This window comes from Streptomyces sp. NPDC054932 (genome assembly GCF_053610205.1).
In genome coordinates, this window is record NZ_JBSGXU010000224.1 from 1 (window position 1) to 12406 (window position 12406).

Annotated in this window: 11 protein-coding genes; 8 read left to right on the forward strand and 3 right to left on the reverse strand. The window is 71.4% G+C overall.

Features of this window, described 5'->3' with window-relative positions; translation table 11 throughout:
- Positions 1–138: 138 nt before the first annotated feature.
- On the reverse strand, positions 139–564 hold the full coding sequence (locus ACWGE1_RS35985) for a DUF3592 domain-containing protein (protein ID WP_453424673.1): 426 nt from the start codon (positions 562–564) through the stop codon (positions 139–141).
- A gap of 756 nt (positions 565–1320) precedes the next feature.
- On the opposite strand from ACWGE1_RS35985, the gene ACWGE1_RS35990 reads away from it, so the two are divergent.
- From ACWGE1_RS35990 to ilvD, 3 genes are all read left to right on the forward strand, one after another.
- Positions 1321–2148, forward strand: a complete 828-nt coding sequence (locus tag ACWGE1_RS35990) for a sugar phosphate isomerase/epimerase family protein (protein ID WP_453424674.1) — start codon at positions 1321–1323, stop codon at positions 2146–2148.
- The gene (locus ACWGE1_RS35995; protein WP_453424675.1) at positions 2145–2819 is read left to right on the forward strand and encodes a TetR/AcrR family transcriptional regulator; all 675 of its coding nucleotides are present in this window, start codon (positions 2145–2147) and stop codon (positions 2817–2819) included. Before ACWGE1_RS35990 ends, ACWGE1_RS35995 begins: the two co-directional genes overlap by 4 nt.
- Positions 2820–2941: 122 nt before the next feature.
- Positions 2942–4792: a dihydroxy-acid dehydratase gene (gene ilvD / locus ACWGE1_RS36000; RefSeq protein ID WP_453424676.1), complete on the forward strand. Its 1851-nt coding sequence runs from the start codon at positions 2942–2944 to the stop codon at positions 4790–4792.
- A gap of 59 nt (positions 4793–4851) precedes the next feature.
- Here ilvD and ACWGE1_RS36005 read toward each other — a convergent pair whose 3' ends face one another.
- Positions 4852–7011, reverse strand: a complete 2160-nt coding sequence (locus ACWGE1_RS36005; protein WP_453424677.1) for a serine/threonine-protein kinase — start codon at positions 7009–7011, stop codon at positions 4852–4854.
- Positions 7012–7116: 105 nt separating this feature from the next.
- On the opposite strand from ACWGE1_RS36005, the gene ACWGE1_RS36010 reads away from it, so the two are divergent.
- The 5 genes from ACWGE1_RS36010 to proC all read left to right on the forward strand — a co-directional run bounded on the left by ACWGE1_RS36010 (position 7117) and on the right by proC (position 10626).
- Positions 7117–7416: a peptidase gene (locus tag ACWGE1_RS36010; protein WP_453424678.1), complete on the forward strand. Its 300-nt coding sequence runs from the start codon at positions 7117–7119 to the stop codon at positions 7414–7416.
- Between the two features lie 105 nt (positions 7417–7521).
- On the forward strand, positions 7522–8061 hold the full coding sequence (locus ACWGE1_RS36015; RefSeq protein WP_453424679.1) for a hypothetical protein: 540 nt from the start codon (positions 7522–7524) through the stop codon (positions 8059–8061).
- A gap of 102 nt (positions 8062–8163) precedes the next feature.
- Entirely contained in the window at positions 8164–8967 is an 804-nt protein-coding gene (locus tag ACWGE1_RS36020) for an ABC transporter ATP-binding protein (protein ID WP_453424680.1), read from the forward strand.
- Positions 8964–9701: an ABC transporter permease gene (locus ACWGE1_RS36025; protein ID WP_453424681.1), complete on the forward strand. Its 738-nt coding sequence runs from the start codon at positions 8964–8966 to the stop codon at positions 9699–9701. The genes ACWGE1_RS36020 and ACWGE1_RS36025 overlap by 4 nt, the downstream gene beginning before the upstream one ends.
- Positions 9702–9816: 115 nt before the next feature.
- On the forward strand, positions 9817–10626 hold the full coding sequence (gene proC, locus ACWGE1_RS36030) for a pyrroline-5-carboxylate reductase (protein ID WP_453424682.1): 810 nt from the start codon (positions 9817–9819) through the stop codon (positions 10624–10626).
- A gap of 47 nt (positions 10627–10673) precedes the next feature.
- On the opposite strand, the gene trpS is transcribed toward proC, so the two are convergent.
- Positions 10674–11672, reverse strand: a complete 999-nt coding sequence (gene trpS, locus ACWGE1_RS36035; RefSeq protein ID WP_453424683.1) for a tryptophan--tRNA ligase — start codon at positions 11670–11672, stop codon at positions 10674–10676.
- Positions 11673–12406 lie beyond the last annotated feature (734 nt).

A 12406-nucleotide genomic window follows, 5' to 3' on the forward strand; every position in this document is an offset into this window, starting at 1 on the left:
CGGGGCCCATGGGAGAGGCCGGCCGGGTCGGGGGAAGCGCATCCAATCGCTACGCGCTCCTCACGTCTCAGCGTCTCCAGGCCGTCTTGGGCTGGACATAGGCCGCCCACGGTCTTGGTGGGCAGGGATGTCACGCGGTCAGAGGGTGAGTACCCGCACGAGCAATACCGTCAGGGTGCCTGCAGTGAAGATCGACCCCAGCACGGTGGCGAACAGATCCATCCACTTCATGTCCCAACCCTGGATCTCGAACCGCTCCGGGTTCTCCGGGTCGTACCGAACCGTCACGTACGCCCCCACGCGGAAGGCGCTTCCGACCGATCCACGGCCGAACCTGGAGGAGTGTTCGCAGGCACGCCCCTCCCGGTCCGTCCAAGCGGCGACCGGGTTGTAAAAGGTGGTGCCTTCATCGCTCCGCGAGACTTTGTGACGGACGATCCGAGCCTCGGCATTGACACCGCGGCGGCGAAGCAGACGGGCGTGGCGCAGGCCGAAGACGCCGAAGGCGAGGAAGAGGACGCCGATCGTCAGGGGGATGAGAGAGAAGAGCCATTCGCGTCCCATGGTCTATGCGACGCCGACCCTGACAGTGTTGGTTGCGTCCGGAGCGACAGCCCTCGACGAGACGTCTGACGACGGCTATTCGGTAGTGGAGCCGGGTCAGCGAAGGTGAACAATCCAAAAGGCCAACCGTTTGCCCTAATTGCGTCCTTTTGGGCGCCAGTTCGTGGAGTCGTCCTCGCCCTGACCCGGATTCACTACGGAATAGGTGAAGTACCGGCCGTCAGTCCCTCCCACCGGTCCCGATAAGCCCCGGTCGGCCTCCGGTCGCCGTCAGCGGCAAGCATCCGCGACTCGTGGGCGGCCTATGCCCAGCCCAAGACGGCCTGGAGACGCTGAGACGTGAGGAGCGCGTAGCGATTGGACGCGCTACCCCCGACCCGGCCGGCCTCTCCCATGCGCCCCGTCTGCCGGTCGTGCCCCACCCCGACCAAGCCGTCCATCTCCGACCGCCCCGCCCCTGAAAGCAAGGACCGGCCCGTTCCTTTGGGGGTTTCCCGGCAGTCTTCGTATGTCCGGGGCGGGACGGGCGGTCAAGGGTGGAGCGCAGCGACATCGCGAAGCGACGCGACGACGAAGGAGGAGCGCCCTTGAGGGGCCGGCCCGACACGGAGAGACGATGGGACTGACGGGAAACCCCCATACGCCTCCCTGACCACCGCCCGACCGAAGCCCCGCCCCCCGAAGCCCCCGCCCCCACCCCACCCCCCGTGTCCCCCGTCACGGCGGCCCCCGCGCCCGGGCCCGTACCCTGTCCCCGTGGCAGAACCAGTCCGTGTCCCGACCGCGAAAGTCGCCCTCTCCACCGCCTCGGTCTATCCGGAGTCGACGGCGACCGCCTTCGAGATCGCCGCGCGCCTCGGGTACGACGGCGTCGAGGTCATGGTCTGGACGGACCCGGTCAGTCAGGACATCGACGCCCTGCGCCGGCTGTCGGACCACCACGGGGTGCCGATCCTGGCCGTGCACGCGCCGTGTCTGCTGATCACCCAGCGGGTCTGGTCCACCGACCCGTGGACCAAGCTGCAGCGCGCACAGGCGGCGGCGGAGCGGCTCGGGGCGAGCACCGTCGTCGTGCACCCGCCGTTCCGCTGGCAGCGCCAGTACGCACGGGACTTCGTCACCGGCATCTGGCGGATGGCCGACGAGACCGACGTCCGGTTCGCCGTGGAGAACATGTACCCGTGGCGCTACCGCGACCGCGAGATGCTCGCGTACGCCCCCGAGTGGGACGTGACGAAGGACGACTACCGGCACTTCACCGTCGACCTGTCGCACACCGCGACGGCCCGTACCGATGCCACCGCGATGATCGACCGGATGGGCGACCGGCTCGCGCACATCCACCTCGCCGACGGGAACGGCTCGGCCAAGGACGAGCACCTGGTCCCCGGACGCGGTACGCAGCCCTGCGCCGAGCTGCTGGAACGCCTCGCGCGGACCTCGTTCGACGGACACGTGGTGATCGAGGTGAACACCCGCCGGGCGATGTCCTCCGCCGAGCGCGAGGCCGATCTCGCCGAGGCGCTGGCCTTCACCCGCCTGCACCTCGCCACCGCCGAGCGAGACGGGGCCCGCCGGCCATGACCGACGCACCGGGCGCTGCAGGCACCCCCGAAACCCCCGAAACCCCCGACACCCCCGACGCACCGAAGCCCCGCCGCCGCGGCCCCGGCCGCCCCCGGCAGGACGAGGCCGACGACGGCCCCGGCACCCAGGAGCGCATCCGGCGCGCCGCCCGCGAGGTGTTCGCGGAGCGCGGGTACGACAAGACCTCCGTCCGGGGCATCGCGAGGGTCGCCGGCGTCGACCCGGCGCTGGTGCACCACTACTTCGGCACCAAGGACGACCTGTTCGCCGCCGCCATCGAGGTCAGCATCGAGCCCGCCCTGGTGGTCCCCGCGATCGTCGGCGAGGGGCCGGAGGGCATCGGCGAGCGGCTGGCCCGCTATTTCCTGGGCGTCTGGGAGAACCCGGTCACCCGGGTCCCGCTGCTCGCCGTGATCCGTTCGGCGCTCACGCACGAGGCCGCCGCGAAGGTGCTGCGCCAGCTGGTGCTGCGGCGGCTGCTGGAGCGCGTCGCCGCCGACCTCGACGTCCCCGACCCGACCTTCCGTGCCGAGCTTGCCGCCTCCCACATGGTCGGCATCGCGATCCTGCGCTACGTGGTCCAGGTGGAGCCCCTGGCGTCGGCCGACCCGGAGAAGATCGTGGCCCTCGTGGCGCCCACGCTGCAGCGGTACCTGACCGAGGAATGAGCCTGCCGTCCCGGCATCCGGACGTGCTGTCCGGATCGCGGGCGGTGGGCGTAGCCTCGTATCTGAGCCATATCCGCAGTCGCGGCTGACCGTACAGCCGCACTCATGGGGAGTGAAACCGCATGCCCGAGCTGAGGTCCCGCACCGTCACCCACGGCCGCAACATGGCAGGCGCACGTGCGCTTATGCGCGCCTCGGGCGTAGCGAGCGCGGACATCGGCAAGCCGATCGTCGCGGTCGCCAACTCCTTCACCGAGTTCGTCCCCGGCCACACCCACCTGGCCCCGGTCGGCCGCATCGTCTCGGACGCCATCCGTGCCGCCGGTGCGATCCCCCGCGAGTTCAACACCATTGCGGTCGACGACGGCATCGCCATGGGTCACGGCGGCATGCTGTACTCCCTCCCCTCCCGCGACCTGATCGCGGACTCGGTCGAGTACATGGTCGAGGCGCACTGCGCCGACGCGCTGATCTGCATCTCCAACTGCGACAAGATCACCCCGGGCATGCTGATGGCCGCCATGCGCCTCAACATCCCGGTCGTCTTCGTCTCGGGCGGCCCGATGGAGGCCGGCCAGGCGACCCTCGTCGACGGCACGGTCCGCAAGCTGGACCTGATCGACGCCATGGTCGACGCCTCCAACGAGAACGTCTCCGACGAGGACGTGCTGCGCATCGAGGAGAACGCCTGTCCCACCTGCGGCTCCTGCAGCGGCATGTTCACCGCCAACTCGATGAACTGCCTCGCCGAGGCCATCGGCCTGGCCCTCCCGGGCAACGGTTCGGTCCTCGCCACGCACACCGCCCGCCGCGCCCTGTACGAGGACGCCGGCCGCACGGTCGTGGAGATCACCAAGCGCTACTACGAGGACGGCGACGAGTCCGTCCTGCCGCGCAACATCGCCACCCGCGAGGCCTTCGAGAACGCCATGGCCCTCGACATCGCGATGGGCGGCTCCACGAACACGATCCTGCACCTGCTGGCCGCGGCGCAGGAAGCGGGTCTGGACTACGACCTCACCGACATCGACGCCGTCTCGCGCCGGGTCCCGTGCCTGGCCAAGGTCGCGCCGAACGTGGCGCCCGGCGGCACGTACTACATGGAGGACATCCACCGCGCCGGCGGCATCCCCGCCATCCTGGGCGAGCTGCACCGCGGCGGTCTCCTCAACAAGGACATCACCACCGTCCACTCGGACGGCCTGGAGGACTGGCTGGCGAAGTGGGACGCCCGCTCCGGCACGGCCACCGACACGGCCATGGAGCTGTGGCACGCGGGCCCCGGCTGCGAGCGCTCCGCCACCGCCTTCTCGCAGTCCAAGCGCTGGGAGTCCCTCGACCTGGACGCCGAGGGCGGCTGCATCCGCTCGGTGCAGCACGCGTACTCCAAGGACGGCGGACTGGCCGTACTGCGCGGCAACATCGCCGAGGACGGCTGCGTCGTGAAGACCGCCGGTGTCGACGAGTCGATCTGGACCTTCGAGGGTCCGGCGGTCGTCTGCGAGTCGCAGGACGAGGCCGTCGACAAGATCCTCCGCAAGGAGATCAAGGCGGGCGACGTCGTCGTCATCCGCTACGAGGGCCCGCGCGGCGGCCCCGGCATGCAGGAGATGCTCTACCCGACCTCCTTCCTCAAGGGCCGCGGCCTCGGCAAGGTCTGCGCGCTGGTGACGGACGGCCGCTTCTCCGGCGGCACCTCGGGCCTGTCCATCGGCCACGCCTCCCCGGAGGCGGCCTCGGGCGGCACCATCGCGGTCGTCGAGGACGGCGACCGGATCCGCATCGACATCCCGAACCGGTCCATCGAGGTCCTCGTCGACGAAGCCACCCTGGCGGCCCGCCACGCGGCCCTCGGCGGCGTCTACGCCCCGAAGAACCGCGAGCGCAAGGTCTCCGCGGCCCTGCGCGCCTACGCCGCGATGGCCACCAGCGCCGACAAGGGCGCGGTCCGCGACGTCTCCCTCCTGGGCTGACCCCCACCGCGACGCGACACCTGCGCCCCCGCACCCCCCGGTGCGGGGGCGCCCGCGTTTCACCAGGTGGCGGGGGCGCCCGCGGTCACCGCGAACACCGTCCCGTCGGGCGCGCCGGCGAACAGCCGCCCGTCGCCGACCACCGGCGCGGGCAGGGCCGGGGTGTAGCCCTGCTCGCCGCCCAGCCGGGGCCTGGTCTGTCCCAGCAGCCGGCCGCCGCCGTCGACCGCAAGCGTCCGCCCGTCGGAGGCCGTCAGGTGGATCCGCCCGTCGTGGAGCACCGGCCGCGATCCCACGGCCACGCCCGTCTCCAGCCGCCAGTCCTCCCGCTCCGGCCCGACGGCGGCCAGGGCGCCCGACGTCCCGAAGGCGTACACCCGCCCGTCCGGGCCGACCTCGGCCTGCGCGTCGAGCAGCGGCGCGGCCAGCGCGGTCCTGCGTACGGCACGGCTCGCGAGGTCCACCCGTACGACGGCCTTGGTCACCGCGCCCGACGCGGACCGCGAGTCGCCCTCCAGCAGGTACAGCCCGCCGGCCGCCACGCCCACCGGTTCGAGCAGCGCCTGGCCGCGGACCTGCCAGCGCACCGTGCCGTTCGCCGGGTCGACCGCGCCGACCTGGGTCGACTTCCCGTCCGCCGCCTGTGTGGACACGTACAGGGCGGGGCCGCCCGACTGGTCCGGGCCGGCGAACCAGACGGAGCCGGGTCCGCCGATCCGGTGCGTCCAGCGGGTCCCGCCGGTGGCCGCGTCCAGCAGGGTGACGTTCCCGTCCGGGCCCGTGACCAGCAGCTGCGCTCCCACGGGCACCACCTGTGCGCCCTGCTGCAGGCTCCGCTTCCAGCGCTGGGCGCCGGCCGCCGGATCCAGGGCCTGGAGCGTCTTTCCTCCGTCGTCCACGGCGAGGACCAGACCGGCGGCGTGCAGCGGGACCGGATTCGGGGTCATCCGCGATGCGGGTGCCGCCCCGCGTACGGACCAGAGCACCGAGCCGTTGGCGGGGTCGAGGCGGGCGGCCGCCAGTCCGCCCCCCGAGCAGTACAGGGCCCCGGAGGACCAGGAGCAGGCGGGAAACGGACTGCCCTGGCCGCGTTCACCCACCGGCACCGCCCACGGCGTTCCTGCCTTCGCCCCGGTGCCCGGCTGCGTGGCCACGACGTGCACGGCGGACGGGTCCGACGGCTCCGACGGGTCGGCATCCGATCCGAAGCCGACGTACGCGCCGAACGCCCCGCCCGTCAGCAGCAGCACGCTCCCGACCGTCATGAACAGCCGTGCCCGCCGCCGCGGTGGGGCCGGGGCGGGCGCGGGCGGCGCGATGATCCGGTCCCGCCGGTGGGTGCTCTCCTCCACCCGCTGCGGGCGGCGGGGGCGCGGGATGAAGGCCCGGGTGTCCTCCGACGTCGGATAGGCCAGCGCCCGCAGCTCACTGATCAGCGCGTCGGGGGTGGGGCGTTCGGCGGGGTCCTTGGCGAGGCAGTGCTCGACGACGGGCATCAGGGCCGTCGGCAGCCCGGTCAGGTCGGGATCGTGGTGGACGACCTGGTACGCGACCAGGTAGGGGCTGTCGGAGTCGAAGGGCCCGCGCCCGGTCGCCGCGTGCACGAGCACGGCGCCCATCGCGAACACGTCCGCCGCGGGCCCCACCTCCCTCGGCCGCTGGAACTGCTCGGGCGCCATGAACGGCGGAGTCCCGATCAGCTTCCCCGTCTCGGTCCGCAGATCGCTGTCCGTCGGCCGGGAGATCCCGAAGTCGATGACCCGCACCCCGTCGGGCGCCATCAGGACGTTGCTCGGTTTCAGGTCCCGGTGCACCACGCCCGCCCGGTGGATGTCCCGCAGCGCCTCGGCCAGTCCGGCGCCGAGCCGGGCCAGCTCGACGGGTTCCAGCACCTGCTCGCGCACCCGCTCGGAGAGCGTGGGCGCGTCGATGAACAGCGTGGCCATCCACGGCCGTTCGGCATCGGGGTCGGCGTCCACGACGGGGGCGGTGAACGCCCCGCTCACCTTGCGCGCCGCGGCGACCTCCTGCCGGAACCGGGCCCGGAACTCCGGATCCACGGCGTGCTCGGGATGCACGATCTTGACGGCGAGTTTCAGACCCGACGCGGAGGTGGCGAGGTGGACGACCCCCATGCCGCCGGAACCCAGGACGGATTCCAGCCGGTACTGCCCGGCGTACTCCGGGAACCCCGGCCGATCCCTGCGCAGCGAATGCACCGCTGACCACCCCCGTCGGAGCCTAGTCGATGGCCCCTGCCGATCCCCAAGGTCCTGCTACCCTGCGCGAGTTGCGAAGCGCAACGCTCAGGGGGGAGTTTTTGAATGTCCGAAAAGAGTGAGTCCGGCCAGGTCCAGAGCCTTGCCGCCGAGTCCGGTTTCCTGACGTTCCCGGTCGCGCCCGGCTACCGGGTGAACGTCCGCAGCGGTCCGGGCACCAGCTACTCCATCGTCAAGGTCCTGCCGTACGACTCGTACGTCGCGATCCGCTGCCAGGGCCCCGGCACGACGGTGTCCGGCCCGTACGGCACGACCGACATCTGGGACTGCATCGGCAACGGACAGTTCGTCTCCGACGCCTACGTCAGGACGGGCACCGACGGCTACGTGGCCACCCGCTGCTGAGCCCCGTGGGGGGAAGGGAGCAGCGACGGGGACGACGCGCGGCGGACCCGTCTGGCACGTGAGACGCACCCGGCCCGACCGGCCCGGCGGGGGATAATCGCTGACGTGAGCGACGACCAGCGAGACCAGACCCCCGCCGAGCCGGCCGCGCAGGCGGACCGGGCCGCGCTGCCCGTGGGCCCGCAGCCCGAGCCGATCCGGTTCTTCGGCACCACGTGGGTGAACCACGACGGCGGCTACGCCCTGCGCCGCGTCGGCCTCGCCATCGGCTCGCTGGCCACCGCCATCTCCGCCGCCGTGCTGCTCCGCCTCTCCTACGAGGGCCTGGAGATCGGCAACGTCGGCCCCTTCCTCAGCATCTCGGTCGTCGTCCTCTTCGCGATCGCCAGCTCCATCGCCTTCACCAAGACCTGGGCCTCCTTCAGCCGCCGTCCCGCCCCGTCCTCCGACGAGGCCGCCCTCAAGGGCCTCAAGACGATCGGTTTCATCGGCTCGCTCATCGCGTACTTCCTGCGCTGCCTCGGTGAGGCCCCGGGCGAGAAGCTCCACCGCGCCGAGTACGAGCGCGCGCAGACCGAATTCGCCCGCCGGCGCAGCACCCGTACGGGCAACCCGGCCGCCCGCCGCCCCAAGCGCAAGAAGTAGCCGCGAGCAGTAGCGCCGCGCCGCGGCAGCAGCCGCACAGAGGCAGCCCGTATCCATCCCGGTCATTGACGCCCGGGCACCGCCAGGAGCATTATTCATCACATGATGAATAAGCAGGCCGAGGAAGACCCGGCCGCCGTCCACGCCCATGACCTGACCGTCCGCCGCGGCACCGGCCGCGCACCGCGCACCGTCCTCGACTCCATCGCCTTCGACGTGCCCCGCGGCCGCATCACCGGCCTCCTCGGCCCCTCCGGCTGCGGAAAGTCCACCCTCATGCGCGCCATCGTCGGCACCCAGGCCCACGTCACCGGAACCCTCGACGTCCTCGGCCACCCCGCCGGCCACCCCCGGCTCCGCTCCCGCATCGGCTACGTCACCCAGGCGCCCAGCGTCTACGACGACCTCACCGTCCGGCAGAACCTCGACTACTTCGCCGCCGTCCTCGACCCCGGACGGGCCGCCGCCGACCGCCGCGCCGCCGCCGTCGCCCGCGCCATCACCGACGTCGACCTCACCACCCGAGCCGGCGCCCTCGCCGGAAACCTCTCCGGCGGCCAGCGCAGCCGCGTCTCCCTCGCCGTCGCCCTGCTCGGCACCCCCGAGCTCCTGGTCCTCGACGAACCCACCGTCGGCCTCGACCCCGTCCTGCGCCGCGACCTGTGGAACCTCTTCCACGACATCACCGCCACCCGCGGCGCGACGATCCTCGTCTCCTCCCACGTCATGGACGAGGCCGAGCGCTGCCACGACCTGCTCCTCATGCGCGAGGGCCGCATCCTCGCCCAGGACACCCCCGACGCCCTGCGCACCCGTACCCACGCCACCACCGTCGAGGAAGGCTTCCTGCGCCTCGTCGACGAAGCCAACGCCAACGCCAGTGCCCTCAGGGAGCAGAGCCGATGAACGCCGCCCGCACCGCCGCCACCGCAGCCCGCGTCCTGCGCCAGCTCCGCCACGACCCGCGCTCCATCGCGCTGATGCTCCTGGTCCCCGTACTGATGCTCACCCTGCTGCGCTTCGTCTTCGACGGCAGCCCCAGGACCTTCGACGGCATCGGCGCCTCGCTCCTCGGGATCTTCCCCCTCATCACCATGTTCCTGGTGACCTCCATCGCCACCCTGCGCGAACGCACCTCCGGAACCCTGGAACGGCTCCTCGCCATGCCGCTCGGCAAGGGCGACCTCATCGCCGGCTACGCCCTCGCCTTCGGCGCCGTCGCCGTCCTGCAGTCCGTCCTCGCCACCGGCCTCGCCCTGTGGGTCCTCGGCCTCGACGTCGTCGGATCCCCCTGGCTGCTGCTCCTCGTGGCCCTCCTCGACGCCCTCCTCGGCACGGCACTCGGCCTGTTCGTCTCCGCCTTCGCGGCCTCCGAGTTCCAGGCCGTCCAGTTCATGCCGGCGGTGATCTTCCCCCAGCTGCTCCTCTGCGGCCTCTTCGCCGCCCGCAACACCATGCACCCGGTCCTCGAAGGCATCTCCGACGTCCTGCCCATGTCCTACGCCGTCGACGGCATGACCCAGGTCCTCACCCACACCGACATGACCGCCGACTTCGTCCGCGACGCCGTGATCGTCGCCGCCTGCGCCCTGCTCGTACTCGCCCTCGGCGCGGTCACCCTCCGCCGCCGGACGCCTTGACTCCTACGGGCCTGACCGCACTACGGACAGACCCACCCCCGTCACCGCCCGGGTGCAAGGATGAGGACGTAGACGTAGCTCACGTGCAACAACTGTTCGGCGAGGTGAATCGGGCATGACCCAGACAGTCGCAGTCCTCGGTACCGGCAAGATCGGCGAGGCCCTGCTCAGCGGAATGATCCGCGGCGGCTGGCCCGCCTCGAAACTCCTCGTCACCGCCCGCCGCACCGAACGCGCCGAGGAGCTCCGCACCCGCTACGGGGTCGAGGCCGTCTCCAACGCCGAGGCCGCCAAGCGCGCCGACACCCTCATCCTCACCGTCAAGCCCCAGGACATGGCGAAGCTCCTCGACGAGCTCGCCCCGCACGTCCCCGCCGACCGCCTCGTCATCAGCGGCGCCGCCGGTGTCCCCACCGCCTTCTTCGAGGAACGGCTCAGCCCCGGCACCCCCGTCGTCCGCGTCATGACGAACACCCCCGCCCTCGTCGACGAGGCCATGTCCGTCATCTCCGCCGGCAGCCACGCCACCGCCGAGCACCTCGCCCACACCGAGGAGATCTTCGGCGGCGTCGGCAAGACCCTGCGCGTCCCCGAGTCCCAGCAGGACGCGGCCACCGCCCTCTCCGGCTCCGGCCCCGCCTACTTCTACTTCCTCGTCGAGGCCATGACCGACGCCGGCATCCTCCTCGGCCTGCCCCGCGCCCAGGCCCACGACCTGATCGTCCAGGCCGCCATCGGCGCCGCGGTGATGCTCCGCGACAGCGGCGAACACCCGGTCAAGCTCCGCGAGGCCGTCACCTCCCCGGCCGGCACGACGATCAACGCCATCGTCGAGCTGGAGAAGCACGGTGTGCGCGCCGCCCTCATCGCAGCCCTCGAAGCGGCCCGCGACCGCAGCCGCGAGCTCGCCTCCGGCAACAGCTGAAAAACCCGTACCGGTGGGGGTCCCGCAGCACGCGGGACCCCCACCCGTCACGGCTCCAGCAACCCGATGGCCCGGTACGCCCGGTCCACCACGGGCCGCGCCAGCTCCCGGGCCCGCCCGGCGCCCTCCCGCAGCACCTTCTCCACCTCGGCCGGATCGCCCGCCAGCTCCGCATGCCGCTCCTGCACCGGCCGCAACAGCTCGACCACCGCGTCGGCGACATCCCGCTTCAGCGCCCCGTAGCCGCTGTACCCGTCGGCGAGCACGGCCGGATCGCCCCCGGTGCACGCCGCCAGGATGTCCAGCAGATTGGCGACACCCGGCCGCCCCTCCCGGTCGTGGACCACCGCGCCGTCCCCGCTGTCGGTGACCGCCCGCATCACCTTCTTGCGCACGACCCCGGGCTCGTCGAGCAGATAGACGATGCCCGCCCCGCTCTCGTGGGACTTCCCCATCTTCGACGTCGGGTCCTGCAGGTCCATGACCCGCGCGGCCACCGCCGGATGCGTGGCCCTCGGCACGGTGAAGGTGTGCCCGTACCGCTGGTTGAACCGCACGGCCAGATCGCGGGTCAGCTCGACGTGCTGCCGCTGGTCCTCCCCCACCGGCACCTCCTGCGTGCCGTACGCCAGGATGTCGGCGGCCATCAGCACGGGATAGGTGAGCAGCGACAGCCGTACGCCCTCCCCGGAGCCCTGCGCCTTCGCCGCCTTCTCCTTGTACTGGATCATCCGCCGCAGTTCCCCGTCGGTGGCGGTGCACTCCAGCAGGTACGCCAGCCGCGTGTGCTCGTCGACATGGCTCTGTACGAAGAGGGTGCAGCGCTGTGGATCCAGCCCGGCGGCCAGCAACAGTGTGGCGGCCTGCCGGCTCAGCCTTCGTACGCGCGCCGGCTCGTGCTCGACGGTCAGCGCGTGCAGGTCGACGACGCAGAACAGCGCGGACTCCGGCTCCTGGTCGGCGGCGACCCACTGCCGCACGGCCCCCAGGTAGTTCCCCAGCGTCAGGTGTCCGGTGGGCTTGATCCCGCTGAAGATCCTCGTCATGTCCTGCTCTCCCTGTGTGTGAGTGGTGTGGGGTCACCGCGCCGGGCGACCGAGCCACTCCCGGGAGGGGAGAAACAAAAACGGCCGCCGTAGCGGCGGCCGTGAGCGCATGCGTGCTCGCGTGGAAGGTCGGCCGCCGTCAGGCGGCCCACCAGCGAAGGCTGAGCGTGAGCGCATGCGTAGTCATGGGCCCAGAGTAGACGGAGGGGGACGAGGACGGGGTGAGTTTCGCGAACCCCGCGCGGCAGGTCAGCCGGGGGTTGACACAGGTGTGCCGGGTCCGTAAGGTTCTTCGAGTTGTCCGAAGTGAGCGCCGACCCCGGTCGGTCCCCGGACAGCCATCCCGCACAACACATTCGAACGAACGACGCACTCCGTCGTCTCGTTTTCATGCGTATTTGCGAATGAGGAATCCGCGTTCCAGGACGCAGTCGCCGATTAGGTTCGGAGGCAAGGAATCCGCTACTGTCTCACTCGTCGAAAGGGCCCAACAGCCCGGACGACAAACCCCGCTGACTGGGGGTCAGGCCCGAAAGGATCTGATAGAGTCGGAACCGCCGGAAAGGGAAAACGCGAAAGCGAAAACCTGGAAAGCGCCGAGGAAGTCGGACACGAAAGAGTCTGATAGAGTCGGAAACGAAGAACAGAACGAAAGCCCGGAGGAAAGCCCCAGCCGATGTTGCTGAGGGTGAGTACAAAGGAAGCGTCCGTTCCTTGAGAACTCAACAGCGTGC

What these genes read in the sequence shown, in the direction of transcription:
- ACWGE1_RS35985 (WP_453424673.1), bottom strand. Translation starts at nt 564, where the DNA reads ATGGGACGCGAATGGCTCTTCTCTCTCATCCCCCTGACGATCGGCGTC.
- ACWGE1_RS35995 (WP_453424675.1), top strand. Translation starts at nt 2,145, where the DNA reads ATGACCGACGCACCGGGCGCTGCAGGCACCCCCGAAACCCCCGAAACC.
- ilvD (WP_453424676.1), top strand. Translation starts at nt 2,942, where the DNA reads ATGCCCGAGCTGAGGTCCCGCACCGTCACCCACGGCCGCAACATGGCA.
- ACWGE1_RS36010 (WP_453424678.1), top strand. Translation starts at nt 7,117, where the DNA reads ATGTCCGAAAAGAGTGAGTCCGGCCAGGTCCAGAGCCTTGCCGCCGAG.
- ACWGE1_RS36020 (WP_453424680.1), top strand. Translation starts at nt 8,164, where the DNA reads ATGATGAATAAGCAGGCCGAGGAAGACCCGGCCGCCGTCCACGCCCAT.
- ACWGE1_RS36025 (WP_453424681.1), top strand. Translation starts at nt 8,964, where the DNA reads ATGAACGCCGCCCGCACCGCCGCCACCGCAGCCCGCGTCCTGCGCCAG.
- proC (WP_453424682.1), top strand. Translation starts at nt 9,817, where the DNA reads ATGACCCAGACAGTCGCAGTCCTCGGTACCGGCAAGATCGGCGAGGCC.
- trpS (WP_453424683.1), bottom strand. Translation starts at nt 11,672, where the DNA reads ATGACGAGGATCTTCAGCGGGATCAAGCCCACCGGACACCTGACGCTG.